Source organism: Thiomonas sp. DCM-2, assembly GCF_056820905.1.
Genome location: NZ_CM165962.1, coordinates 2,532,739 through 2,557,886, shown reverse-complemented (window position 1 = coordinate 2,557,886; position 25,148 = coordinate 2,532,739). Strand labels below are relative to the sequence as shown.

General features: G+C 62.9%; 25 protein-coding genes and 1 pseudogene. 18 read left to right on the top strand and 8 right to left on the bottom strand.

Going from position 1 to position 25,148, the window contains the following annotated elements; all coding sequences use genetic code 11:
• Nucleotides 1-98: 98 nt before the first annotated feature.
• From AC1ZQA_RS12385 to AC1ZQA_RS12375, 3 genes are read right to left on the bottom strand one after another with little or no spacing between them, the layout of a single operon-like run.
• Complete coding sequence (locus AC1ZQA_RS12385; RefSeq protein WP_482677163.1) at nt 99-368, bottom strand: HPr family phosphocarrier protein; 270 nt, start codon at nt 366-368, stop codon at nt 99-101.
• Nucleotides 337-798: a PTS sugar transporter subunit IIA gene (locus AC1ZQA_RS12380; RefSeq protein WP_482677162.1), complete on the bottom strand. Its 462-nt coding sequence runs from the start codon at nt 796-798 to the stop codon at nt 337-339. The genes AC1ZQA_RS12385 and AC1ZQA_RS12380 overlap by 32 nt, the downstream gene beginning before the upstream one ends.
• A gap of 50 nt (nt 799-848) precedes the next feature.
• Complete coding sequence (locus AC1ZQA_RS12375; RefSeq protein WP_482677161.1) at nt 849-1,391, bottom strand: hypothetical protein; 543 nt, start codon at nt 1,389-1,391, stop codon at nt 849-851.
• Nucleotides 1,392-1,538: 147 nt separating this feature from the next.
• On the opposite strand from AC1ZQA_RS12375, the gene AC1ZQA_RS12370 reads away from it, so the two are divergent.
• The 7 genes from AC1ZQA_RS12370 (at nt 1,539) to AC1ZQA_RS12340 (ending at nt 9,899) form a co-directional block, all read left to right on the top strand.
• Nucleotides 1,539-2,006, top strand: a complete 468-nt coding sequence (locus AC1ZQA_RS12370; RefSeq protein ID WP_482677160.1) for a thioredoxin family protein — start codon at nt 1,539-1,541, stop codon at nt 2,004-2,006.
• Between the two features lie 241 nt (nt 2,007-2,247).
• On the top strand, nt 2,248-3,720 hold the full coding sequence (locus AC1ZQA_RS12365) for a TolC family protein (protein WP_482677159.1): 1,473 nt from the start codon (nt 2,248-2,250) through the stop codon (nt 3,718-3,720).
• A gap of 88 nt (nt 3,721-3,808) precedes the next feature.
• Nucleotides 3,809-4,900: an efflux RND transporter periplasmic adaptor subunit gene (locus tag AC1ZQA_RS12360; protein ID WP_482677156.1), complete on the top strand. Its 1,092-nt coding sequence runs from the start codon at nt 3,809-3,811 to the stop codon at nt 4,898-4,900.
• The gene (locus tag AC1ZQA_RS12355; RefSeq protein WP_482677155.1) at nt 4,893-8,219 is read left to right on the top strand and encodes an efflux RND transporter permease subunit; all 3,327 of its coding nucleotides are present in this window, start codon (nt 4,893-4,895) and stop codon (nt 8,217-8,219) included. The genes AC1ZQA_RS12360 and AC1ZQA_RS12355 overlap by 8 nt, the downstream gene beginning before the upstream one ends.
• Before the next feature lie 36 nt (nt 8,220-8,255).
• Complete coding sequence (locus AC1ZQA_RS12350; RefSeq protein WP_482677154.1) at nt 8,256-8,480, top strand: YgaP family membrane protein; 225 nt, start codon at nt 8,256-8,258, stop codon at nt 8,478-8,480.
• Between the two features lie 12 nt (nt 8,481-8,492).
• Nucleotides 8,493-9,500 carry an SLAC1 anion channel family protein gene (locus tag AC1ZQA_RS12345; RefSeq protein ID WP_482677153.1) on the top strand — a complete coding sequence of 336 codons (1,008 nt, stop codon included), beginning with the start codon at nt 8,493-8,495 and terminating at the stop codon, nt 9,498-9,500.
• Between the two features lie 60 nt (nt 9,501-9,560).
• A complete protein-coding gene (locus AC1ZQA_RS12340) occupies nt 9,561-9,899 on the top strand; it encodes a metal-sensing transcriptional repressor (RefSeq protein WP_482677152.1) in 339 nt (112 codons plus the stop codon).
• Nucleotides 9,900-9,932: 33 nt separating this feature from the next.
• On the opposite strand, the gene mnmA (AC1ZQA_RS12335) is transcribed toward AC1ZQA_RS12340, so the two are convergent.
• Both mnmA (AC1ZQA_RS12335) and AC1ZQA_RS12330 read right to left on the bottom strand, forming a co-directional pair.
• Complete coding sequence (gene mnmA, locus AC1ZQA_RS12335; RefSeq protein WP_482679330.1) at nt 9,933-11,027, bottom strand: tRNA 2-thiouridine(34) synthase MnmA; 1,095 nt, start codon at nt 11,025-11,027, stop codon at nt 9,933-9,935.
• Between the two features lie 51 nt (nt 11,028-11,078).
• Nucleotides 11,079-11,564, bottom strand: coding sequence for an NUDIX hydrolase (locus AC1ZQA_RS12330; RefSeq protein WP_482677151.1), 486 nt, complete (start codon nt 11,562-11,564; stop codon nt 11,079-11,081).
• Nucleotides 11,565-11,804: 240 nt separating this feature from the next.
• Here AC1ZQA_RS12330 and AC1ZQA_RS12325 point away from each other — a divergent pair, with 240 nt between their 5' ends.
• The 3 genes and pseudogenes from AC1ZQA_RS12325 to AC1ZQA_RS12315 all read left to right on the top strand — a co-directional run.
• Complete coding sequence (locus AC1ZQA_RS12325; RefSeq protein WP_482677150.1) at nt 11,805-12,926, top strand: Re/Si-specific NAD(P)(+) transhydrogenase subunit alpha; 1,122 nt, start codon at nt 11,805-11,807, stop codon at nt 12,924-12,926.
• Nucleotides 12,927-12,985: 59 nt separating this feature from the next.
• Nucleotides 12,986-13,288, top strand: a complete 303-nt coding sequence (locus tag AC1ZQA_RS12320; protein ID WP_482677149.1) for an NAD(P) transhydrogenase subunit alpha part 2 — start codon at nt 12,986-12,988, stop codon at nt 13,286-13,288.
• A gap of 101 nt (nt 13,289-13,389) precedes the next feature.
• A pseudogene (locus tag AC1ZQA_RS12315) lies at nt 13,390-14,349 on the top strand (NAD(P)(+) transhydrogenase (Re/Si-specific) subunit beta); the annotation flags it as partial.
• Nucleotides 14,350-14,527: 178 nt separating this feature from the next.
• Here the strand turns inward: AC1ZQA_RS12315 and AC1ZQA_RS12310 are convergent.
• On the bottom strand, nt 14,528-14,686 hold the full coding sequence (locus tag AC1ZQA_RS12310; RefSeq protein ID WP_482677158.1) for a hypothetical protein: 159 nt from the start codon (nt 14,684-14,686) through the stop codon (nt 14,528-14,530).
• Here AC1ZQA_RS12310 and AC1ZQA_RS12305 point away from each other — a divergent pair.
• The 6 genes from AC1ZQA_RS12305 (at nt 14,679) to AC1ZQA_RS12280 (ending at nt 21,679) form a co-directional block, all read left to right on the top strand.
• Nucleotides 14,679-15,500, top strand: a complete 822-nt coding sequence (locus AC1ZQA_RS12305; RefSeq protein WP_482677157.1) for a TolC family protein — start codon at nt 14,679-14,681, stop codon at nt 15,498-15,500. The genes AC1ZQA_RS12310 and AC1ZQA_RS12305 overlap by 8 nt on opposite strands.
• A gap of 88 nt (nt 15,501-15,588) precedes the next feature.
• Nucleotides 15,589-16,680 (top strand): efflux RND transporter periplasmic adaptor subunit, encoded by a 1,092-nt coding sequence (locus tag AC1ZQA_RS12300; protein ID WP_482677156.1) that lies wholly within the window; start codon nt 15,589-15,591, stop codon nt 16,678-16,680.
• Nucleotides 16,673-19,999: an efflux RND transporter permease subunit gene (locus AC1ZQA_RS12295; protein ID WP_482677155.1), complete on the top strand. Its 3,327-nt coding sequence runs from the start codon at nt 16,673-16,675 to the stop codon at nt 19,997-19,999. The genes AC1ZQA_RS12300 and AC1ZQA_RS12295 overlap by 8 nt, the downstream gene beginning before the upstream one ends.
• 36 nt (nt 20,000-20,035) lie before the next feature.
• Nucleotides 20,036-20,260: a YgaP family membrane protein gene (locus tag AC1ZQA_RS12290; protein ID WP_482677154.1), complete on the top strand. Its 225-nt coding sequence runs from the start codon at nt 20,036-20,038 to the stop codon at nt 20,258-20,260.
• 12 nt (nt 20,261-20,272) lie between these two features.
• Nucleotides 20,273-21,280: an SLAC1 anion channel family protein gene (locus AC1ZQA_RS12285; RefSeq protein WP_482677153.1), complete on the top strand. Its 1,008-nt coding sequence runs from the start codon at nt 20,273-20,275 to the stop codon at nt 21,278-21,280.
• A 60-nt stretch (nt 21,281-21,340) separates the two neighbouring features.
• Nucleotides 21,341-21,679, top strand: a complete 339-nt coding sequence (locus AC1ZQA_RS12280; RefSeq protein ID WP_482677152.1) for a metal-sensing transcriptional repressor — start codon at nt 21,341-21,343, stop codon at nt 21,677-21,679.
• 33 nt (nt 21,680-21,712) lie between these two features.
• Here AC1ZQA_RS12280 and mnmA (AC1ZQA_RS12275) read toward each other — a convergent pair whose 3' ends face one another.
• On the bottom strand, nt 21,713-22,807 hold the full coding sequence (gene mnmA / locus AC1ZQA_RS12275; RefSeq protein WP_482679330.1) for a tRNA 2-thiouridine(34) synthase MnmA: 1,095 nt from the start codon (nt 22,805-22,807) through the stop codon (nt 21,713-21,715).
• Between the two features lie 51 nt (nt 22,808-22,858).
• Nucleotides 22,859-23,344 carry an NUDIX hydrolase gene (locus AC1ZQA_RS12270; RefSeq protein ID WP_482677151.1) on the bottom strand — a complete coding sequence of 162 codons (486 nt, stop codon included), beginning with the start codon at nt 23,342-23,344 and terminating at the stop codon, nt 22,859-22,861.
• Between the two features lie 240 nt (nt 23,345-23,584).
• Between AC1ZQA_RS12270 and AC1ZQA_RS12265 the strand changes: the two genes are divergently transcribed.
• A complete protein-coding gene (locus AC1ZQA_RS12265; protein ID WP_482677150.1) occupies nt 23,585-24,706 on the top strand; it encodes a Re/Si-specific NAD(P)(+) transhydrogenase subunit alpha in 1,122 nt (373 codons plus the stop codon).
• A 59-nt stretch (nt 24,707-24,765) separates the two neighbouring features.
• Complete coding sequence (locus AC1ZQA_RS12260; RefSeq protein ID WP_482677149.1) at nt 24,766-25,068, top strand: NAD(P) transhydrogenase subunit alpha part 2; 303 nt, start codon at nt 24,766-24,768, stop codon at nt 25,066-25,068.
• Nucleotides 25,069-25,148 lie beyond the last annotated feature (80 nt).

Below are 25,148 nucleotides of genomic sequence, written 5' to 3'. Positions count from 1 at the left end.
TTTCCCATGGGGAAGTTGACGATGAATCCATTGTGCGCGGCAGCAGTTGCCCGCAGGTCTTGCTGGGGTGAAGATTTGTAAAGCCGCGGCGGCGCGACTTACTCGCCTTCGCCGAACTTGTCGTCGAACAGGGCCTGCACCGCATCCAGGGCGATGTCGGCCTGATCGCCTTCGGCGTCAATGGTGACGGTGGAGCCGAGGCCCGCGGCCAGCATCATCACGCCCATGATGCTCTTGGCATTGACGCGCCGCGCGCCCTTGGAAATGAACACATCGCAGGGAAACTGCCCCGCGAGCTTGGTGAGCTTGGCAGACGCGCGGGCGTGCAGACCGAGCTTATTGCTGACCTGAATGGTGCGTTGCGGCATGGGAAGAACTGCGAAGGGACTGTTGTTGCGGGGCGCTCGGCGCAACCTGGATGACCCCCTGAATCGCCCCGGCCGTGGCGCGCGCTGTCAGGGCGTCCAGGCTTTCGTCCTGGTAGCACACCGAGCGCAACAGCATGGGCAGATTGACCCCGGCAACGATCTGGAGCTTGAGATCACTGGCGAGCTCGGCCAGTCGGATGGCCACATTGCTCGGCGTGGCGCCGAACACATCGACCATCATCAGCGCACTGCCGTCGCTGGCCGCTTCGCGCAGCGCGGGCAGTGCGTCGGCAGCCGCGGCTTCAACCGAGGCATCGGGTGCCACATCGACCACCAGCAACCTCTGCGGACAGCCTGCATACACATGGCTGGCGCATTCCTTCAGCGCGCTGGCGAGCGGTGCGTGGGCAATGATGAACAGACCGGGCATGCGGGAATCAGCTGCGATGGATGTTGCGCTGCATGATAGGTTGCCTGCTTTCAGCGCGAGGGGGATAAATTCACGGAATCGGCGAAAGTTTGCGCCGCATCGTCCTTGAAGGAATCGGTCGGGGCGAAGGCAGTGACCTGGTAGACATCGCTGCCCTGACTGAACAACAGCACCCGCTCGCGCACTGGCTTGCCATCGGGCGTCTGTCCATCGATTTTCAGATCGAGACTGTCGGGCAGATTCGGCGTCGCATTCTTTGGCGCGGCCGTCGAGGACGCCGTGACTCTGCCGTGCACATTGTCGACCGCCGCCAGATGCAATTGCGCCAATGCCCTGGCCGCCAGCGCCGGGTTGGGCAGGCGGGCATGCGCCAGCGCGAAGGTCATCTTGTCGGCCACGCAGCCCGTCATGCTCATCTTGACCTTCTGGTCGGCCAGCACGACGTCCTGCGCGATCTGTTCCGGCTTGCAGGGATAGGTCAGCAGAATGTTGACGTCCTTGGGCCGCACATCGCGCCAGTCCAGTGCGGGGGAACAGGCGCTGAGAAGCGCCGCAGCAGCGAGCAGGGCGCCGGAAAGGCGCAAAACCGGCATGGCCGCTGGGTATCGAGCTGTGAATAACATGGCGCCATTATCCCGTGACTCCCGAGGCGAGGTTGCTGTATGTCTATGGTGAACATGTCTTTCCGTCGTGAGATGCAATTCCGCTGTGTCTCCTCGTGGCAACAGTTCCGTGATGTCATGCGGGCGTTTCTCCTGGTGGCGCTGATGACCGCAATCGGCACGGCCTGGGCGGAAACGCCGCTGCCCCCGGTGAAAAACCTGCAGCAGAGTGTGCAATTGGCGGCGGCCAAGGACCAGCCGCTGATCGTGATGTTCAGCCTGCCGAGTTGCCCCTTTTGCGAAAAGTTGCGACGCACCGAATATCAGTTTCTCGCCAGAGACGGCTATCTGGTGCAGCAGATCGAGATCACTGACCGCGCCCCCGTGATCGGTTTCGATGGCAAGCCGACCTCGGGCGTTCAGCTGGCAAAGCAATTCGGCATCAAGCTGGCGCCGACCGTGCTGTTCTTTGGCCCCGGCGGCAAGGAGATCGGCGAGCGCATCACCGGCGCACCAACCGCTGATTTTTACGGTGCCTTCGTCAACCAGGCGCTCAAGGACAGCGCGAAGGCGCTCAAGGACCGCAAGCAGTCGGGAGCGGCCTGACGCGGTTCCTTCTCCTGTCGCAATGCGGCGACAAATCTGCCTGAGAAAAAGCGGGAAATTAGATACCCCCATGAGTATTGATATACTCTGGTCTGTATATATCGCGTGACCTGCCCCGACCGGACGGCTATCCTCGCACCGGTGTTTCTGGGCGCAGCGTTCGATCTGCGTGAAATCTGGTTTTTTGAGCAATTTTTCACGTATTCCTTGGTTTGATTTCCTCTTTTGGCGGAGTTGGATGATGACGGATTCCTTGCCCCGGCGTGTTCGCATCGGGCTGCTGACCGGGGTGTGTCTTTACATTCTTGGTGGCATGGCATTGGCGCAGGCCGAGACCCTGGATTTCCGCCAGGCGGTGGACGTGGCGCTCAGGCAGAACCCCGACTTGATGGGGGTGCAGGCGCAGATGGCGCAGGCGCGTGCCGGCATCAACCAGGCCGAGGGCGCCAAAATGCCCAAGATCACGGTGTCGGCCGGGGTGACCCGCACCAATGACGCGCTCAATGCCTTCGGCATCAAACTGTCGCAGCGGCAGGCCACGTTCAACGATTTTGGCGCCGGGCAGTTTGACCCGACCAATCCGAACGTCCTGAGTATTGCGCCCAATTCGCTCAACTACCCCGGCTCGGTCAACAACTTCAACACCCGCATCCAGGCCGAGTTGCCGCTCTATACCGGTGGCAAGCTGCAGGGTTACTTACAGCAGGCGCGCTCCATGCTGCTGGCGGCGCAGGCCGGCGATCAGGCCGCCAGGCAGCAGATCATCTACCACGCGCTGCAGGCGTATGACGGTGTGTACACCGCGCGCGCCTTCAAGGGCGTGGCGGCCAAGGCGCTGGAGGCCGCGCAAAGCCAGGTGAAAACGGTGGACAGCCTGTTCAAGCAGGGGGTGGTGATCAAGAGCGATCTGCTGTCCGCACAGGTGCGGCAAGAGGATGTGAAACTGCAGCAGGAACAGGCGGCCAATATGGAAGCGCAGGCGATGGATGCGCTGCACGTGGTGCTGGGTGTACCACTGAGCCAGCCCATCACCCTGGGGCCGGAGGTCATGGTGACCATGCCCGAGGGCGACCCGAATGCGTGGGTCGGCCAGGCGATGGAGCGCAATCCGCAGATCCAGGCGCTGCAGCATCAGATTGCGGCGGCCAACGGCAAGATCGAAGTGGCCCGTGCCGACCGTTATCCCCAGGTGGGAGCGATGGCGCGTTTCGACACCAACGACCCCAATGTCGGTTTCGAGTCGCGCAGCTACACCGTGGGCGCCCAGCTCAACTGGACCCTTTTTGATGGCGGTGTGACGCAAAACGCGGTCGATCAGGCCGTTGCCAAGCGCATGGAATTGCAGGCCAAGCTGCAGAGCGAGCAGAACCAGCTCGGCATGCAGGTTCAGGACAGTTACCGCAAGGCGGTCGATGCCGCCAATCAGGTCAAGATCCGCGAGCTCGCCGTGGTGCAGTCGGAAGAGGCCGCGCGCATCGTCAGCAAGCGCTACGCAGATGGCGTGGGCACGCTGGTCGAAGTCCAGGGCGCTCAGGCGCAGCTCGACAAGGCGCGTGCCGATCTCATTCTGGCCAGACAGCAGGTCAATCTGCAGCGCGCCGCGCTGCGGTTGGCCATCGGCAACCTGACGCTCGAGGCCACGCAGCCGATTCAGCCGCAGGCGCAAGCCGCGGCAGCGCAGGCGGTTGCGGTCGACACACCCTCCAAGCCCTGAAAGAGCGCGGCAGGCTGGGCGGCTTGCCCGGCTGCCGCACATCGTTCCTTGAAATGCATCCGAATCCGATCTTCCTCTCATGACCGCCATGAACCATTCCGTCCTGCCCTTGCTGCGCCGCGCACCGCTGGCGCTCCTGCTGTCCACGGCGTTGTTGTCGGCCTGCGGCCACCAGACCGACACCGCGCAAGTTCCCGTTGCGCCCCGCGTGGTGGCGGCGCAAACCCTCAAGCTTGCATCGAGCGATCAGCAGAACCTCACCCTGCTGTCAGGTACGGTGATGTCGAGCAACCAGGTGCAGGTGGCCTCGCGGCTGATGGGCTATATCCGCACGCTGTCGGTCAAGGAAGGGCAGACGGTGAAGGCGGGGCAGTTGCTGTTCCAGGTCGATCCCACCGACATCCAGGGCCAGGTGGCGCAGGCGCGCGCCGGGCTGGCGCAGGCGCAGGCCAATCTGGCCAATGCCAAGGGTGATTTCGAGCGCTTCGGCAATCTGTTCAGGGAACAGGCCATTCCGAAGCAGCAGTGGGATCAGGTGCAGTTGCGCTACCAGGTGGCGCAGGAGCAGGTGGCCGCAGCGCAGGCAGGCTACAACACCGCAGCGGCGCAGATGCGCTACTCGTCCGTCACCTCGCCCATCACGGGCGTGGTGGTGCAGAAGATGGCCAATCAGGGCGATCTCGCTGCGCCGGGCCGTCCGGTGCTGGTGATCGAAGGACAGGGCAAGCTGCAGGTCACGACCCAGGTTCCCGGCGATGTGTTCGACAAGATCAAGATCGGCGACAAGGTGCAGGTGCTTGCCAGCGGCAAATCATTGCAGGGCACCATCGCCCAAGCCGTGCCGGTGGCCGACCCGATGAGCCATACCCACACGGTGAAGATCGATCTCCCGGCCGATGCAGGTCTCGACAGCGGCAGCTTCGTGCGTGTGGGCTTTGCCGTGGGGAGTACGCCGCAACTGCGCGTGCCGCAGAGCGCCGTGGTCGATCGCGCCGGGATGACCGGCGTGTTCGTGGTCGACAAGGACGGCATCGCGCATTTCCGTCTGGTGCGTGTCGGCGCACAGATGGGCGCGGATGTCGAGATTCAGGCCGGACTGAACGCGGATGACACGGTCGTCACCAGCAACCTGCCCGAAGTGGAAAACGGCGTGAAGATCAGCGGAGGCAACCGTGGCTGAACATGCGGCTCCCATGAACAGCGCGGGCAAGCTGGCGCGCGCGTTCATCGAATCAAAAATCACCGCGCTGATCATGCTCGGCCTGACGCTGGCCGGGGTGCTGGCCCTGCTGGTCACGCCGCGAGAATACAACCCGCAGATCGTGGTGCCGGCGGCCAACATCATCGTCGCCAAGCCGGGCGCCGGGCCGCAGGAAATCCAGAACCTGGTGGTCAAGCCGCTCGAGGCCATCATGGCGTCGATGTCCGGAGTCGACCATACCTATGGCTACGCGACCAATGACTTCGGCGTGGTCACGGTGCAGTTCAAGGTGGGCGAGGATCAGGAAAAAAGCCTGGTCAAGATGTACAACCAATTGATGCAGAACCTCGACCGCATTCCGCCCGGGGCGATGCAGCCGGTGATCAAGCCGATCAACGTCGATGACGTGCCCATCCTCACCCTCACCCTGTCGTCGGCCACGATGAACGGCATGCAGTTGCGCGACGTGGGCGAGAAGGTGCTGGCGCATCTGCGCAACGTGCCCGGGGTGTCGTTCACCGAAGTGGTGGGTGGCGCGCCGCGCGCGGTCAATGTGGCCATTTCGCCGAGCAAGCTGGCCGCAGCCGGCATTCCGCTGGAACAGCTCGACAAGATTCTTCAGGGCAGCAACGCCGCGGCGCCGATCGGCAACCTGGTGGACAACAACAGGGTCACCCCGGTGCGCATCGACAGCTTCCTGGGCAATGCGCAGCAGGTGGGCGACATCCTGATCGGCGCACCCAATGGCAAGCCGGTCTACCTGCGCGACGTCGCCACCGTGACCGAAGGGCCGGAGCAGGTGGACGATCTGTCGCACTTCGCCTGGGGCCTGGCTGCCAAGGGCAAGCCGCATGGGCAGGAGATGAGCGCGGTCACCCTGGCGATCGCCAAGAAATCGGGCACCAACGCCGTGGTCGTGGTGCATGATGTGCTGAGCAAGCTCGGCGAGATCGAGAGCTATGCCTTGCCGCAAGGCGTGCATGTCACCATCACCCGCGACGACGGCCACAAGGCCAACGAGGCGGTCAACACCCTGGTGGAACACCTGGGCATCGCGATCGTCAGCGTGTCGCTGCTGCTGTGGTTCTTCCTGGGCTGGCGCGAGGCAGGCATCGTCACCCTGACCGTGCCGCTGACCCTGTTTGCGGTGCTCACGGTCGATCTGATCGTCGGCCAGACCATCAACCGCATCACGCTGTTCGCGCTCATTCTCTCGCTGGGGCTGCTGGTCGATGGTGCCATCGTGGTGATCGAGAACATCCACCGCCACCTGCATGGCGGGCCGATCAAGAACTTCAACCGCACCGTGGTGCAGGCGACCAACGAGATCGGCAACCCCACCAACATGGCCACGCTGGCGGTGATTCTCGCCTTCGTGCCCATGGCGTTCGTCAGCGGCATGATGGGGCCGTTCATGCGGCCCATCCCGATCAATGTGCCCGTGGCGATGATCGCCTCGCTCATTCTGGCCTACACCGTGGTGCCCTGGGCGGCGCGGGTGTGGCTGAGCAAGAAGGCCATGCGCGAGGCCCTGGCGCACAGCAGCAGTCTGGAAGAGGAAGGCGCGCACAAGCAGGACAAGCTGCATGCGGCCTATCTGAAACTGATCGAGCCGCTGCTGCGCAACCGCACCCAGCGCAACCTCATGTTCCTCGCCGTGCTGTTGCTGCTGATCGTGGCCATGCTGATGCCGGCCTGGCAGTTCATTCGACCCTCGGGCATGAATGGGCCGCTGTCGCCGCTGGGCGTCGAACTGAAAATGCTGCCCAATGACAACACCAACACCTTCCTGGTCCAGGTCGACACGCCGGCGGGCTCCACGCTGGAGCGCACCGACCAGGTGGCGCGCGCGGTCGGCGATGTGCTGGCGACCAATCCGTATGTGCTCGATTACCAGACCTTCGTCGGACAGGCAGCACCGATCGACTTTGCCTCGCTGGTGCGTGGCGACATGCTCAAGCGCGGCGACAACTTCGCGCAGATTCGCGTGAACCTGGTGGGCAAGGACGAGCGCTCGGTCGAGTCGCATGAAATCGTGCAGAAGCTCTACGAGCAGCTTGCCCCGGTGCGCGCGCGTTTCCCCTCGACCTTCATCAAGCTGTTCGAAACACCGCCCGGTCCGCCGGTGCGCGCGCAGGTCATGGCCGAGCTGTACGGGCCGAACTATGACACCCTGCGCGCGTCTGCCAAGGATGTGCTGGGTGCCTTCGACAAGACCTACGGTCTGATGAACCAGGACGATTCGGTCACCGCCACAACGACCGAATACCGCATCCAGATCGACCGACAAAAGGCGGCGATGTCGGGCATCGTTCCGGGGCAGATCATCCAGCTGCTGCACAACTATGTGTCGGGACTGAAGGTGGGCGCCATTCACGACAGCAACGCGCTGGAGCCGGTCAACATCATCGTGCGCGTGCCGCGCGCCGACCGGCAGAGCCCGCAGCAACTGCTCGACGTGCCGATCCAGAACGCGCAGGGCAAGGTCATTCCGCTGTCTGCCATCGCTGCGGTGGAGCGCACCACCCTGGCCAAGCCGATCTACACCCGCGACCAGCATCCGGTGGTCTATGTGGGCGGCGAGATGATCCACTCCAGCCCGGTCTATGCGACGCTGAGCCTGAACTCCATGCTTGATGGCAAGAAGCTGGCCAATGGCACCACCTTCACCACGGGCAACCTCGGCTTCACGGAGACCCCGGCGAGCGATCTCAAGGGCTATCAGCTGCTGTGGGGTGGCGAGATGCGGCTGACGCTGGACGTGTTCCGCGATCTGGGCGCGGCGTTCATGGTGGCGCTGGTGTTCATCTACCTGCTGCTGGTGGCGTATTACAAGTCTTTCCTGCTGCCGGTCATCGTGATGGGCGCCATTCCGCTCACGCTCATCGGCGTGTTCCCCGGTCACTGGATCACGCACCAGTCGTTCACCGCGACGTCGATGATCGGGGTGATCGCGCTGGCCGGGGTGGTGGTGCGCAACTCGCTGCTGCTGATCGACTTCATCCTCGACTACCGCGCCCGCGGCTACAGCCTGCAGGAATCGGTCGCGCAGGCTGGCGCGGTGCGGCTGCGGCCCATCTTGCTGACGGCGCTGGCCATCATGTTCGGCTCCGCCATCATGGTGTCCGATCCGGTGTTCGGCGGGCTGGCGGTGTCACTGATCTTCGGCACCCTGCTGTCCACCATCCTCACCCTGATCGTGATTCCTCTGCTCTACTACGTCTGGCAGATTCGGGTGAAGCCGAAGGTGCCGCCCAAGCCCCCCGCAGCACCGGCTGAACCTGTGCACGCGGCGTGAATCTGAACTTCATCGACATAACTTGGAGATTTTGAAATGACTGTCGAACGCTACATCCGTGTCATCGCTGGCACGTTCATCCTGATCTCGGTGCTGCTTGGCGCACCGGCAAGCCCGCTGTATGTCTCGCAGTGGTTCTTGCTGTTCACCGCATTCGTCGGCGCGAACCTGCTGCAATTCGGTTTCACCAACCTGTGCCCGCTGGGGTTTTTCCTGCGCAAGCTGGGCGTGCCCGATTCCAAAGCCAACTGCTGCGGCTGATCGCGCATGAGCATGGCGCGCACCGCACAGCCCCGGCTCAAATTCCTCGCCCCCGGCTGGTTCGCGCTGGTCATGGGCTGGGGCGGACTGGGTCTGGCCTGGCATCAGGCAACGCCCTTGCTTGGTGAGCCCGCAGCAGGCATTGCGCAAGGCCTGGGCTGGGCAGCCATTGCTGCGCTGATTGTTCTGCTGGCCTTGACCGGGGTTCGCCTCCAGAGGCATGCCCCGGATCTACTCGCCGATTTGCGCCACCCGGTCCGTCATCCTCTGCTGGCCATGATTCCGATGGCCATGCTGGTGGTAGCCGGATTTGCGGTGCAGGTGCTGGGCGTCAGTCACGCCTGGATGGCTGGGTTCTGGATGATCGGCGCGCTGGCGCAACTGGGCGTGACGGTCTGGGTGTTCCACCGCTTTCGCCTGCAGGCAGCCACCGACAAGGGGCCGAACTGGGCGGGGGTCACCCCGGCACTGTTCCTCGCCGCTGCCGGCAATGTCGTTGTGCCGTATGCCGGGGTGGCGCTCGGATTTTCCACTTGGTCCGTGGCGCAGTGGGCGGTGGGCGCGTTCTTTTTTCTGGTCGTGCAGTTGCTGTTCATGGTGCGAATTGCTGCTCATGGCATGCTGCCACGCAAGCTGTTGCCCATGCTGTTCATCACCATCGCCCCGCCCGCGGCCGGCGGCCTCGGACTGGCGCAGATCGGCGTCCCTGTCGAAGCCCTGGAGGGCGCCTGGGGCATTGCGCTGTTTTTTGTCGTGCTGAGCTTCCTGTCTTTCAAGCCGATGATGCAGGAGGCATTCACCATCGGGCACTGGGCGCTGTCGTTTCCGTTGGCGGCATTTGCCGGTCTGTCGATGCATCTGGCCCTGGTCACGCAGAACGGCGCCCTGCAGACCTTTGCGATTCTCGCGCTGGCACTGGCCTCGGTGATCATCGGCTGGCTGACCCTGGCGACCGCCCGCGGCCTGCGCGACGGCACTCTGCTGGCGCCCGAACCCGTGGCCCTGATTCATTCCGCCTGAGGCACATCACTGCCACGCCGACACGGACGGAAATGACACGCCTATGATGGAGACGATTGGATGAAGCGCAGTACCAAGCCCTTACAGATTCCCGGAGCCATCACCATGTCAGTCCTGACCAACGAAGCCTCGCGCACGGACATTCTCAACCGACTCAAGCGCGCCGAAGGGCAGATGCGCGGCGTCCAGCGCATGATCGAAGAAGGCGAGCCCTGTCTGAAGGTGGCGCAGCAACTGTCGGCAGTGCGCAAGGCGCTCGACAGCACCTTCGTGCGCATGACCGTGTGCTATCTCGAACAGGAACTCGACGGCCGTCTGGAAACGGCGGAGGATGGCCATCAGCCCAGGCTCAGCGCCATGCTCGACGAAGTGGAAACCCTGCTGGCGCGCATGTCCTGAGCGTCTGCTGCGCAGGCCTGCGTTCCTGCGCCTTCAACTTGCAGCGGCCTCGATGATGCCGCCGCCCAGGCACACCTCCCCTGCATACAGCACCGCCGATTGCCCCGGCGTGACCGCCCACTGCGGCGTCTGAAAATCCAGGGCAAACTCCGATGCGCTGCGCGCGCGGTAGCGGCACACCGCGTCGGTTTGTCGGTAGCGGGTTTTCGCACCCAGCACCGCACCATCGCCAGGCGCCTGCCCGGCCACCCAACTGGCCGACAGGGCCCGGAGCGAGCGGCTTTGCAGCAGCGGATGGTCATGGCCTTGCGCCACGATCAGGGTGTTGCTTCCCAGGTCTTTTCCCGCGACGAACCAGGGTTCGCCGTTGCCTGTTTTGCTGCCGCCCAGACCGATGCCCTTGCGTTGCCCCAGGGTGTAGAAGGCGAGGCCCACATGCTGGCCCACGGTCTTGCCCTCCGGCGTGTTCATCGGCCCAGGCCGCGTCGGCAGATAGCGTCCGAGAAACTCGCGGAACGGACGCTCACCGATGAAGCAGATGCCGGTGGAATCTTTCTTGCGCGCATTGTGCAGGCCGATCTCGGCGGCGATGCGGCGCACCGCGGTCTTCTCCAGTTCGCCGACTGGAAAGAGTGTGCGCGCGAGCTGCGTCTGGTTGAGCCGGTGCAGAAAGTAGCTCTGGTCCTTGGCGGGATCGAGGCCGCGCAGCAAGGCGAATCCCTGGTCTGTCTGTCGCACCCGCGCGTAATGCCCGGTGGCGATTCTGTCCGCACCCAGGCGCATGGCGTGGTCGAGAAACGCCTTGAACTTGATCTCGGCATTGCACAGCACGTCAGGGTTTGGTGTGCGCCCGGCGGCGTATTCCTGGAGGAATTCTGCGAACACGCGCTCTTTGTATTCCGCGGCGAAATTGACCGCCTCGATGTCGATGCCGATGCGGTCTGCCACGCTGGCCGCGTCGAGCCAGTCCTGACGGGAGGAGCAGTATTCGCTGTCATCGTCGTCCTCCCAGTTTTTCATGAACAGGCCCACCACGTTGTAGCCCTGTTGCTTCAACAGCCAGGCCGACACGGAGGAGTCCACGCCGCCGGATAGCCCGACCACCACGGTGCCGCGAGAAGAAGTCATCATGCGCAAATTGTAGAAACCCGTCGGGCTGGACGTTGACGGGCCTCGGCGTCAGAACACGCTCGGATCGGTCGAGATCAGTTCCAGCGGATAGCGTTGCCCGAGCAGATAGTCCTCCACGCAGCGCAGCACCAATGGGCTGCGATGGCGGCTGGTGCTGGCACGCAATGCGTCGACGTCCATCCACAGCGTGCGTACGATGCCGTCATCGAGTGCGCGCTGGGGGTCGGGGGCAGAAGCCGACCCGAAAAACGCAAGACGCAGGTAGCTCACATCCTGCACACCCTGCTCGGTGGTGCGCCTTGTGCGCGACAGATACACACCAACCAGCCCCTGTGGAGCGAACACCCGGCCGGTTTCCTCCAGCGCTTCACGCACCACGCCTTGCTGCGGACTTTCGCCCGCCTCCAGATGGCCCGCAGGCTGGTTCAGTCGAAGACCGTCCGGTGTCTGTTCCTCCACCAGAAGGAAGCGGCCGTCTTGTTCAATCAGGGCGGCGACAGTCACGCGCGGGCGTGCAGTGGGATGTGGGTGCATGTTGAATCGGTGTTCGCAAGGTTGGGGAAGGAACTTGGCAAGGCTGTTGGAAAATGCAAAAGTGTTTTCCGCGTGTCGGCCATTTGCGTCTGAGCAACCCTAGGGAAAACGCGAGATAATGCGCAGCTTTGGTGGATCGGTCGAACAAACAGGGTTGTTGCAGGTCGGCGTGTATTGTGCGACTCGTGGTTCTCAACTGTTTTCAGACCTGAATAAAGAAGATTTCATAGGAGAGACTCCATGCGTATTGGCATTCCGGCAGAAACCCTGGCCGGCGAAGCCCGTGTTGCAGCAACACCGGAAACAGTCAAGAAGTTGGTCGCCCAGGGGCACTCCATCGCGATGCAGGCCAATGCCGGAGTGCACGCAGATGCACCGGATGCAGATTACATCGCCGCAGGTGCGACCATTGTCGGTCGTGACGAGGCGTTTGCTGCCGAGATGGTGTTGAAGGTGCGCCCGCCCACGGCGGATGAACTGGCCTTGATGAAACCTGGCACCGTGCTGGTGGGTATGCTCGATCCGTTCAGCGTCGATGGCCTCCAGGCCATGACGGCCGCTGGCCTGACCGCCTTCGCTCTCGAAGCTGCCCCCCGTACCTCCCGGGCTCAGAGCATGGACGTGTTGTCCAGCCAGGCCAATATTGCCGGTTACAAGGCGGTCATCCTCGCGGCAAACATCTACCAGCGCTTCATGCCCATGCTGATGACGGCAGCCGGCACGGTCAAGGCGGCCCGTGTGGTGGTTCTGGGTGCGGGCGTTGCGGGTTTGCAGGCCATTGCCACCGCAAAGCGCCTCGGCGCCGTGATCGAGGCCTCCGATGTGCGGCCCGCGGTGAAGGAACAAGTGGAATCATTGGGCGCCAAATTCATCGATGTGCCATTTGAAACCGATGAGGAGCGCGATATTGCACAAGGCGTGGGCGGTTACGCCCGGCCCATGCCTGCAAGCTGGATGCAGCGCCAGGCTGCGCAGGTCGCCGAGCGGGTCAAGCAGGCCAATGTGGTGATTTCCACTGCGCTCATTCCCGGACGCCGCGCACCGGTGCTGATTACCGAAGACATGGTCAAGTCGATGAAACCGGGCTCGGTGATTATCGACATGGCAGCGGCGCAGGGCGGTAACTGCCCGTTGACCGAGGCGGGGAAAACCGTTGTCAAGCATGGTGTCACGCTGGTGGGTGAAACCAATCTGCCCGCCCTGGTTGCGGCGGATGCCTCAGCGCTTTATGCGCGCAATGTGCTCGATTTTCTCAAACTGGTGTTCGACAAGGAAAAGGGTTTTGTCGTCAACATGGAAGACGATATTGTCGCGGCCTGTCTGATGTGCCGCGACGGGCAACTGCTGCGCAAGACGGCCTGAATCGCCGCCTGAATCGCAACGAGCAATCCATTCCGATCGAAGACGAAGGACTCTGAACCATGCATGAAATCTCTCCCCTGGTGATCAACTTCACCATTTTTGTTCTGGCCATCTATGTCGGCTATCACGTGGTCTGGAATGTCACGCCGGCATTGCATACGCCGCTCATGGCGGTGACCAATGCAATTTCCGCCATCATCATTGTCGGGGCCATGCTTGCCGCCGCGCTGACCGTCACTCCGCTGGGCAAGGTGATGGGGACTCTGGCCGTGGCTCTGGCTGCGGTGAATGTGTTTGGCGGGTTTCTTGTGACCCGGCGCATGCTGGCCATGTTCAAGAAGAAAACCGGCGAAAAAAAATAATAGACATCCCAACGGCTCACTGACGCGGTTGTGGTGAACGCAATGCCATTCAAATCATTTCGACACACCAACCTCCGCGTGCAGCACCAAGGAATCAAGGTATGACTCTCAGTATGAATCTGGTCACCCTGCTGTATTTGCTGGCAGCGGTCTTTTTCATTCAGGCGCTCAAGGGGCTGTCACATCCGACAACCAGCCGGCGCGGGAATGTGTTTGGCATGGTCGGCATGGGGATCGCTGTCCTCACCACGGTTGCGCTGATTATCAAGATCGGTGGGGACGCCGGTACGCTGGGCCTGAGTTATGTGCTCCTCGGGCTGGTGGTCGGTGGCGGGATTGGCGCGGTCATGGCCAACCGGGTTGAAATGACCAAAATGCCGGAACTCGTGGCTTTCATGCACAGCATGATCGGTCTGGCAGCGGTGTTCATTGCCGTTGCGGCCGTGGCAGAACCGCATGCCTTTGGCATCGTTCAGGCAGCGGGAGATCCGCTGCCGGCGGGCAATCGCGTCGAACTGTTCATAGGCACCATCATCGGCGCCGTGACTTTCAGCGGCTCCGTCATTGCTTTCGGCAAATTGTCCGGACGTTACAAGTTCCGGCTGTTTCAGGGCGCGCCTGTGCGTTTTCCTGCCCAGCACTGGGTGAATCTGCTCATTGGCCTGGCCGCAGTGGCCTGTGGCATCTGGTTTTTTGCCACGTTGTCGTGGACGCCATTTCTCATCATGATGGCGCTGGCGTTTGTTCTGGGTGTGCTGATCATTATTCCGATCGGCGGTGCCGACATGCCGGTGGTCGTGTCCATGCTCAACAGTTACTCCGGCTGGGCGGCTGCGGGCATTGGTTTTTCGCTCGAGAACAATATGCTCATCATCGCCGGATCGCTGGTAGGGTCGTCAGGTGCGATTCTGAGCTACATCATGTGCAAGGCGATGAATCGGTCGTTCATCAGCGTGATTCTGGGTGGCTTTGGCGCGGAGGCATCAGGCAGCGGGGCGCAAACCCAGCAGCGCGCGGTCAAGTCGGGCAGCGCAGATGACGCCGCATTCCTGCTGTCGAATGTTTGACCCGAAACCAATCCGAACGTCCTGAGTATTGCGCCCAATTCGCTCAACTACCCCGGCTCGGTCAACAACTTCAACACCCGCATCCAGGCCGAGTTGCCGCTCTATACCGGTGGCAAGCTGCAGGGTACTTACAGCAGGCGCGCTCCATGCTGCTGGCGGCGCAGGCCGGCGATCAGGCCGCCAGCAGCAGATCATCTACCACGCGCTGCAGGCGTATGACGGTGTGTACACCGCGCGCGCCTTCAAGGGCGTGGCGGCCAAGGCGCTGGAGGCCGCGCAAAGCCAGGTGAAAACGGTGGACAGCCTGTTCAAGCAGGGGGGTGGTGATCAAGAGCGATCTGCTGTCCGCACAGGTGCGGCAAGAGGATGTGAAACTGCAGCAGGAACAGGCGGCCAATATGGAAGCGCAGGCGATGGATGCGCTGCACGTGGTGCTGGGTGTACCACTGAGCCAGCCCATCACCCTGGGGCCGGAGGTCATGGTGACCATGCCCGAGGGCGACCCGAATGCGTGGGTCGGCCAGGCGATGGAGCGCAATCCGCAGATCCAGGCGCTGCAGCATCAGATTGCGGCGGCCAACGGCAAGATCGAAGTGGCCCGTGCCGACCGTTATCCCCAGGTGGGAGCGATGGCGCGTTTCGACACCAACGACCCCAATGTCGGTTTCGAGTCGCGCAGCTACACCGTGGGCGCCCAGCTCAACTGGACCCTTTTTGATGGCGGTGTGACGCAAAACGCGGTCGATCAGGCCGTTGCCAAGCGCATGGAATTGCAGGCCAAGCTGCAGAGCGAGCAGAACCAGCTCGGCATGCAGGTTCAGGACAGTTACCGCAAGGCGGTCGATGCCGCCAATCAGGTCAAGATCCGCGAGCTCGCCGTGGTGCAGTCGGAAGAGGCCGCGCGCATCGTCAGCAAGCGCTACGCAGATGGCGTGGGCACGCTGGTCGAAGTCCAGGGCGCTCAGGCGCAGCTCGACAAGGCGCGTGCCGATCTCATTCTGGCCAGACAGCAGGTCAATCTGCAGCGCGCCGCGCTGCGGTTGGCCATCGGCAACCTGACGCTCGAGGCCACGCAGCCGATTCAGCCGCAGGCGCAAGCCGCGGCAGCGCAGGCGGTTGCGGTCGACACACCCTCCAAGCCCTGAAAGAGCGCGGCAGGCTGGGCGGCTTGCCCGGCTGCCGCACATCGTTCCTTGAAATGCATCCGAATCCGATCTTCCTCTCATGACCGCCATGAACCATTCCGTCCTGCCCTTGCTGCGCCGCGCACCGCTGGCGCTCCTGCTGTCCACGGCGTTGTTGTCGGCCTGCGGCCACCAGACCGACACCGCGCAAGTTCCCGTTGCGCCCCGCGTGGTGGCGGCGCAAACCCTCAAGCTTGCATCGAGCGATCAGCAGAACCTCACCCTGCTGTCAGGTACGGTGATGTCGAGCAACCAGGTGCAGGTGGCCTCGCGGCTGATGGGCTATATCCGCACGCTGTCGGTCAAGGAAGGGCAGACGGTGAAGGCGGGGCAGTTGCTGTTCCAGGTCGATCCCACCGACATCCAGGGCCAGGTGGCGCAGGCGCGCGCCGGGCTGGCGCAGGCGCAGGCCAATCTGGCCAATGCCAAGGGTGATTTCGAGCGCTTCGGCAATCTGTTCAGGGAACAGGCCATTCCGAAGCAGCAGTGGGATCAGGTGCAGTTGCGCTACCAGGTGGCGCAGGAGCAGGTGGCCGCAGCGCAGGCAGGCTACAACACCGCAGCGGCGCAGATGCGCTACTCGTCCGTCACCTCGCCCATCACGGGCGTGGTGGTGCAGAAGATGGCCAATCAGGGCGATCTCGCTGCGCCGGGCCGTCCGGTGCTGGTGATCGAAGGACAGGGCAAGCTGCAGGTCACGACCCAGGTTCCCGGCGATGTGTTCGACAAGATCAAGATCGGCGACAAGGTGCAGGTGCTTGCCAGCGGCAAATCATTGCAGGGCACCATCGCCCAAGCCGTGCCGGTGGCCGACCCGATGAGCCATACCCACACGGTGAAGATCGATCTCCCGGCCGATGCAGGTCTCGACAGCGGCAGCTTCGTGCGTGTGGGCTTTGCCGTGGGGAGTACGCCGCAACTGCGCGTGCCGCAGAGCGCCGTGGTCGATCGCGCCGGGATGACCGGCGTGTTCGTGGTCGACAAGGACGGCATCGCGCATTTCCGTCTGGTGCGTGTCGGCGCACAGATGGGCGCGGATGTCGAGATTCAGGCCGGACTGAACGCGGATGACACGGTCGTCACCAGCAACCTGCCCGAAGTGGAAAACGGCGTGAAGATCAGCGGAGGCAACCGTGGCTGAACATGCGGCTCCCATGAACAGCGCGGGCAAGCTGGCGCGCGCGTTCATCGAATCAAAAATCACCGCGCTGATCATGCTCGGCCTGACGCTGGCCGGGGTGCTGGCCCTGCTGGTCACGCCGCGAGAATACAACCCGCAGATCGTGGTGCCGGCGGCCAACATCATCGTCGCCAAGCCGGGCGCCGGGCCGCAGGAAATCCAGAACCTGGTGGTCAAGCCGCTCGAGGCCATCATGGCGTCGATGTCCGGAGTCGACCATACCTATGGCTACGCGACCAATGACTTCGGCGTGGTCACGGTGCAGTTCAAGGTGGGCGAGGATCAGGAAAAAAGCCTGGTCAAGATGTACAACCAATTGATGCAGAACCTCGACCGCATTCCGCCCGGGGCGATGCAGCCGGTGATCAAGCCGATCAACGTCGATGACGTGCCCATCCTCACCCTCACCCTGTCGTCGGCCACGATGAACGGCATGCAGTTGCGCGACGTGGGCGAGAAGGTGCTGGCGCATCTGCGCAACGTGCCCGGGGTGTCGTTCACCGAAGTGGTGGGTGGCGCGCCGCGCGCGGTCAATGTGGCCATTTCGCCGAGCAAGCTGGCCGCAGCCGGCATTCCGCTGGAACAGCTCGACAAGATTCTTCAGGGCAGCAACGCCGCGGCGCCGATCGGCAACCTGGTGGACAACAACAGGGTCACCCCGGTGCGCATCGACAGCTTCCTGGGCAATGCGCAGCAGGTGGGCGACATCCTGATCGGCGCACCCAATGGCAAGCCGGTCTACCTGCGCGACGTCGCCACCGTGACCGAAGGGCCGGAGCAGGTGGACGATCTGTCGCACTTCGCCTGGGGCCTGGCTGCCAAGGGCAAGCCGCATGGGCAGGAGATGAGCGCGGTCACCCTGGCGATCGCCAAGAAATCGGGCACCAACGCCGTGGTCGTGGTGCATGATGTGCTGAGCAAGCTCGGCGAGATCGAGAGCTATGCCTTGCCGCAAGGCGTGCATGTCACCATCACCCGCGACGACGGCCACAAGGCCAACGAGGCGGTCAACACCCTGGTGGAACACCTGGGCATCGCGATCGTCAGCGTGTCGCTGCTGCTGTGGTTCTTCCTGGGCTGGCGCGAGGCAGGCATCGTCACCCTGACCGTGCCGCTGACCCTGTTTGCGGTGCTCACGGTCGATCTGATCGTCGGCCAGACCATCAACCGCATCACGCTGTTCGCGCTCATTCTCTCGCTGGGGCTGCTGGTCGATGGTGCCATCGTGGTGATCGAGAACATCCACCGCCACCTGCATGGCGGGCCGATCAAGAACTTCAACCGCACCGTGGTGCAGGCGACCAACGAGATCGGCAACCCCACCAACATGGCCACGCTGGCGGTGATTCTCGCCTTCGTGCCCATGGCGTTCGTCAGCGGCATGATGGGGCCGTTCATGCGGCCCATCCCGATCAATGTGCCCGTGGCGATGATCGCCTCGCTCATTCTGGCCTACACCGTGGTGCCCTGGGCGGCGCGGGTGTGGCTGAGCAAGAAGGCCATGCGCGAGGCCCTGGCGCACAGCAGCAGTCTGGAAGAGGAAGGCGCGCACAAGCAGGACAAGCTGCATGCGGCCTATCTGAAACTGATCGAGCCGCTGCTGCGCAACCGCACCCAGCGCAACCTCATGTTCCTCGCCGTGCTGTTGCTGCTGATCGTGGCCATGCTGATGCCGGCCTGGCAGTTCATTCGACCCTCGGGCATGAATGGGCCGCTGTCGCCGCTGGGCGTCGAACTGAAAATGCTGCCCAATGACAACACCAACACCTTCCTGGTCCAGGTCGACACGCCGGCGGGCTCCACGCTGGAGCGCACCGACCAGGTGGCGCGCGCGGTCGGCGATGTGCTGGCGACCAATCCGTATGTGCTCGATTACCAGACCTTCGTCGGACAGGCAGCACCGATCGACTTTGCCTCGCTGGTGCGTGGCGACATGCTCAAGCGCGGCGACAACTTCGCGCAGATTCGCGTGAACCTGGTGGGCAAGGACGAGCGCTCGGTCGAGTCGCATGAAATCGTGCAGAAGCTCTACGAGCAGCTTGCCCCGGTGCGCGCGCGTTTCCCCTCGACCTTCATCAAGCTGTTCGAAACACCGCCCGGTCCGCCGGTGCGCGCGCAGGTCATGGCCGAGCTGTACGGGCCGAACTATGACACCCTGCGCGCGTCTGCCAAGGATGTGCTGGGTGCCTTCGACAAGACCTACGGTCTGATGAACCAGGACGATTCGGTCACCGCCACAACGACCGAATACCGCATCCAGATCGACCGACAAAAGGCGGCGATGTCGGGCATCGTTCCGGGGCAGATCATCCAGCTGCTGCACAACTATGTGTCGGGACTGAAGGTGGGCGCCATTCACGACAGCAACGCGCTGGAGCCGGTCAACATCATCGTGCGCGTGCCGCGCGCCGACCGGCAGAGCCCGCAGCAACTGCTCGACGTGCCGATCCAGAACGCGCAGGGCAAGGTCATTCCGCTGTCTGCCATCGCTGCGGTGGAGCGCACCACCCTGGCCAAGCCGATCTACACCCGCGACCAGCATCCGGTGGTCTATGTGGGCGGCGAGATGATCCACTCCAGCCCGGTCTATGCGACGCTGAGCCTGAACTCCATGCTTGATGGCAAGAAGCTGGCCAATGGCACCACCTTCACCACGGGCAACCTCGGCTTCACGGAGACCCCGGCGAGCGATCTCAAGGGCTATCAGCTGCTGTGGGGTGGCGAGATGCGGCTGACGCTGGACGTGTTCCGCGATCTGGGCGCGGCGTTCATGGTGGCGCTGGTGTTCATCTACCTGCTGCTGGTGGCGTATTACAAGTCTTTCCTGCTGCCGGTCATCGTGATGGGCGCCATTCCGCTCACGCTCATCGGCGTGTTCCCCGGTCACTGGATCACGCACCAGTCGTTCACCGCGACGTCGATGATCGGGGTGATCGCGCTGGCCGGGGTGGTGGTGCGCAACTCGCTGCTGCTGATCGACTTCATCCTCGACTACCGCGCCCGCGGCTACAGCCTGCAGGAATCGGTCGCGCAGGCTGGCGCGGTGCGGCTGCGGCCCATCTTGCTGACGGCGCTGGCCATCATGTTCGGCTCCGCCATCATGGTGTCCGATCCGGTGTTCGGCGGGCTGGCGGTGTCACTGATCTTCGGCACCCTGCTGTCCACCATCCTCACCCTGATCGTGATTCCTCTGCTCTACTACGTCTGGCAGATTCGGGTGAAGCCGAAGGTGCCGCCCAAGCCCCCCGCAGCACCGGCTGAACCTGTGCACGCGGCGTGAATCTGAACTTCATCGACATAACTTGGAGATTTTGAAATGACTGTCGAACGCTACATCCGTGTCATCGCTGGCACGTTCATCCTGATCTCGGTGCTGCTTGGCGCACCGGCAAGCCCGCTGTATGTCTCGCAGTGGTTCTTGCTGTTCACCGCATTCGTCGGCGCGAACCTGCTGCAATTCGGTTTCACCAACCTGTGCCCGCTGGGGTTTTTCCTGCGCAAGCTGGGCGTGCCCGATTCCAAAGCCAACTGCTGCGGCTGATCGCGCATGAGCATGGCGCGCACCGCACAGCCCCGGCTCAAATTCCTCGCCCCCGGCTGGTTCGCGCTGGTCATGGGCTGGGGCGGACTGGGTCTGGCCTGGCATCAGGCAACGCCCTTGCTTGGTGAGCCCGCAGCAGGCATTGCGCAAGGCCTGGGCTGGGCAGCCATTGCTGCGCTGATTGTTCTGCTGGCCTTGACCGGGGTTCGCCTCCAGAGGCATGCCCCGGATCTACTCGCCGATTTGCGCCACCCGGTCCGTCATCCTCTGCTGGCCATGATTCCGATGGCCATGCTGGTGGTAGCCGGATTTGCGGTGCAGGTGCTGGGCGTCAGTCACGCCTGGATGGCTGGGTTCTGGATGATCGGCGCGCTGGCGCAACTGGGCGTGACGGTCTGGGTGTTCCACCGCTTTCGCCTGCAGGCAGCCACCGACAAGGGGCCGAACTGGGCGGGGGTCACCCCGGCACTGTTCCTCGCCGCTGCCGGCAATGTCGTTGTGCCGTATGCCGGGGTGGCGCTCGGATTTTCCACTTGGTCCGTGGCGCAGTGGGCGGTGGGCGCGTTCTTTTTTCTGGTCGTGCAGTTGCTGTTCATGGTGCGAATTGCTGCTCATGGCATGCTGCCACGCAAGCTGTTGCCCATGCTGTTCATCACCATCGCCCCGCCCGCGGCCGGCGGCCTCGGACTGGCGCAGATCGGCGTCCCTGTCGAAGCCCTGGAGGGCGCCTGGGGCATTGCGCTGTTTTTTGTCGTGCTGAGCTTCCTGTCTTTCAAGCCGATGATGCAGGAGGCATTCACCATCGGGCACTGGGCGCTGTCGTTTCCGTTGGCGGCATTTGCCGGTCTGTCGATGCATCTGGCCCTGGTCACGCAGAACGGCGCCCTGCAGACCTTTGCGATTCTCGCGCTGGCACTGGCCTCGGTGATCATCGGCTGGCTGACCCTGGCGACCGCCCGCGGCCTGCGCGACGGCACTCTGCTGGCGCCCGAACCCGTGGCCCTGATTCATTCCGCCTGAGGCACATCACTGCCACGCCGACACGGACGGAAATGACACGCCTATGATGGAGACGATTGGATGAAGCGCAGTACCAAGCCCTTACAGATTCCCGGAGCCATCACCATGTCAGTCCTGACCAACGAAGCCTCGCGCACGGACATTCTCAACCGACTCAAGCGCGCCGAAGGGCAGATGCGCGGCGTCCAGCGCATGATCGAAGAAGGCGAGCCCTGTCTGAAGGTGGCGCAGCAACTGTCGGCAGTGCGCAAGGCGCTCGACAGCACCTTCGTGCGCATGACCGTGTGCTATCTCGAACAGGAACTCGACGGCCGTCTGGAAACGGCGGAGGATGGCCATCAGCCCAGGCTCAGCGCCATGCTCGACGAAGTGGAAACCCTGCTGGCGCGCATGTCCTGAGCGTCTGCTGCGCAGGCCTGCGTTCCTGCGCCTTCAACTTGCAGCGGCCTCGATGATGCCGCCGCCCAGGCACACCTCCCCTGCATACAGCACCGCCGATTGCCCCGGCGTGACCGCCCACTGCGGCGTCTGAAAATCCAGGGCAAACTCCGATGCGCTGCGCGCGCGGTAGCGGCACACCGCGTCGGTTTGTCGGTAGCGGGTTTTCGCACCCAGCACCGCACCATCGCCAGGCGCCTGCCCGGCCACCCAACTGGCCGACAGGGCCCGGAGCGAGCGGCTTTGCAGCAGCGGATGGTCATGGCCTTGCGCCACGATCAGGGTGTTGCTTCCCAGGTCTTTTCCCGCGACGAACCAGGGTTCGCCGTTGCCTGTTTTGCTGCCGCCCAGACCGATGCCCTTGCGTTGCCCCAGGGTGTAGAAGGCGAGGCCCACATGCTGGCCCACGGTCTTGCCCTCCGGCGTGTTCATCGGCCCAGGCCGCGTCGGCAGATAGCGTCCGAGAAACTCGCGGAACGGACGCTCACCGATGAAGCAGATGCCGGTGGAATCTTTCTTGCGCGCATTGTGCAGGCCGATCTCGGCGGCGATGCGGCGCACCGCGGTCTTCTCCAGTTCGCCGACTGGAAAGAGTGTGCGCGCGAGCTGCGTCTGGTTGAGCCGGTGCAGAAAGTAGCTCTGGTCCTTGGCGGGATCGAGGCCGCGCAGCAAGGCGAATCCCTGGTCTGTCTGTCGCACCCGCGCGTAATGCCCGGTGGCGATTCTGTCCGCACCCAGGCGCATGGCGTGGTCGAGAAACGCCTTGAACTTGATCTCGGCATTGCACAGCACGTCAGGGTTTGGTGTGCGCCCGGCGGCGTATTCCTGGAGGAATTCTGCGAACACGCGCTCTTTGTATTCCGCGGCGAAATTGACCGCCTCGATGTCGATGCCGATGCGGTCTGCCACGCTGGCCGCGTCGAGCCAGTCCTGACGGGAGGAGCAGTATTCGCTGTCATCGTCGTCCTCCCAGTTTTTCATGAACAGGCCCACCACGTTGTAGCCCTGTTGCTTCAACAGCCAGGCCGACACGGAGGAGTCCACGCCGCCGGATAGCCCGACCACCACGGTGCCGCGAGAAGAAGTCATCATGCGCAAATTGTAGAAACCCGTCGGGCTGGACGTTGACGGGCCTCGGCGTCAGAACACGCTCGGATCGGTCGAGATCAGTTCCAGCGGATAGCGTTGCCCGAGCAGATAGTCCTCCACGCAGCGCAGCACCAATGGGCTGCGATGGCGGCTGGTGCTGGCACGCAATGCGTCGACGTCCATCCACAGCGTGCGTACGATGCCGTCATCGAGTGCGCGCTGGGGGTCGGGGGCAGAAGCCGACCCGAAAAACGCAAGACGCAGGTAGCTCACATCCTGCACACCCTGCTCGGTGGTGCGCCTTGTGCGCGACAGATACACACCAACCAGCCCCTGTGGAGCGAACACCCGGCCGGTTTCCTCCAGCGCTTCACGCACCACGCCTTGCTGCGGACTTTCGCCCGCCTCCAGATGGCCCGCAGGCTGGTTCAGTCGAAGACCGTCCGGTGTCTGTTCCTCCACCAGAAGGAAGCGGCCGTCTTGTTCAATCAGGGCGGCGACAGTCACGCGCGGGCGTGCAGTGGGATGTGGGTGCATGTTGAATCGGTGTTCGCAAGGTTGGGGAAGGAACTTGGCAAGGCTGTTGGAAAATGCAAAAGTGTTTTCCGCGTGTCGGCCATTTGCGTCTGAGCAACCCTAGGGAAAACGCGAGATAATGCGCAGCTTTGGTGGATCGGTCGAACAAACAGGGTTGTTGCAGGTCGGCGTGTATTGTGCGACTCGTGGTTCTCAACTGTTTTCAGACCTGAATAAAGAAGATTTCATAGGAGAGACTCCATGCGTATTGGCATTCCGGCAGAAACCCTGGCCGGCGAAGCCCGTGTTGCAGCAACACCGGAAACAGTCAAGAAGTTGGTCGCCCAGGGGCACTCCATCGCGATGCAGGCCAATGCCGGAGTGCACGCAGATGCACCGGATGCAGATTACATCGCCGCAGGTGCGACCATTGTCGGTCGTGACGAGGCGTTTGCTGCCGAGATGGTGTTGAAGGTGCGCCCGCCCACGGCGGATGAACTGGCCTTGATGAAACCTGGCACCGTGCTGGTGGGTATGCTCGATCCGTTCAGCGTCGATGGCCTCCAGGCCATGACGGCCGCTGGCCTGACCGCCTTCGCTCTCGAAGCTGCCCCCCGTACCTCCCGGGCTCAGAGCATGGACGTGTTGTCCAGCCAGGCCAATATTGCCGGTTACAAGGCGGTCATCCTCGCGGCAAACATCTACCAGCGCTTCATGCCCATGCTGATGACGGCAGCCGGCACGGTCAAGGCGGCCCGTGTGGTGGTTCTGGGTGCGGGCGTTGCGGGTTTGCAGGCCATTGCCACCGCAAAGCGCCTCGGCGCCGTGATCGAGGCCTCCGATGTGCGGCCCGCGGTGAAGGAACAAGTGGAATCATTGGGCGCCAAATTCATCGATGTGCCATTTGAAACCGATGAGGAGCGCGATATTGCACAAGGCGTGGGCGGTTACGCCCGGCCCATGCCTGCAAGCTGGATGCAGCGCCAGGCTGCGCAGGTCGCCGAGCGGGTCAAGCAGGCCAATGTGGTGATTTCCACTGCGCTCATTCCCGGACGCCGCGCACCGGTGCTGATTACCGAAGACATGGTCAAGTCGATGAAACCGGGCTCGGTGATTATCGACATGGCAGCGGCGCAGGGCGGTAACTGCCCGTTGACCGAGGCGGGGAAAACCGTTGTCAAGCATGGTGTCACGCTGGTGGGTGAAACCAATCTGCCCGCCCTGGTTGCGGCGGATGCCTCAGCGCTTTATGCGCGCAATGTGCTCGATTTTCTCAAACTGGTGTTCGACAAGGAAAAGGGTTTTGTCGTCAACATGGAAGACGATATTGTCGCGGCCTGTCTGATGTGCCGCGACGGGCAACTGCTGCGCAAGACGGCCTGAATCGCCGCCTGAATCGCAACGAGCAATCCATTCCGATCGAAGACGAAGGACTCTGAACCATGCATGAAATCTCTCCCCTGGTGATCAACTTCACCATTTTTGTTCTGGCCATCTATGTCGGCTATCACGTGGTCTGGAATGTCACGCCGGCATTGCATACGCCGCTCATGGCGGTGACCAATGCAATTTCCGCCATCATCATTGTCGGGGCCATGCTTGCCGCCGCGCTGACCGTCACTCCGCTGGGCAAGGTGATGGGGACTCTGGCCGTGGCTCTGGCTGCGGTGAATGTGTTTGGCGGGTTTCTTGTGACCCGGCGCATGCTGGCCATGTTCAAGAAGAAAACCGGCGAAAAAAAATAATAGACATCCCAACGGCTCACTGACGCGGTTGTGGTGAACGCAATGCCATTCAAATCATTTCGACACACCAACCTCCGCGT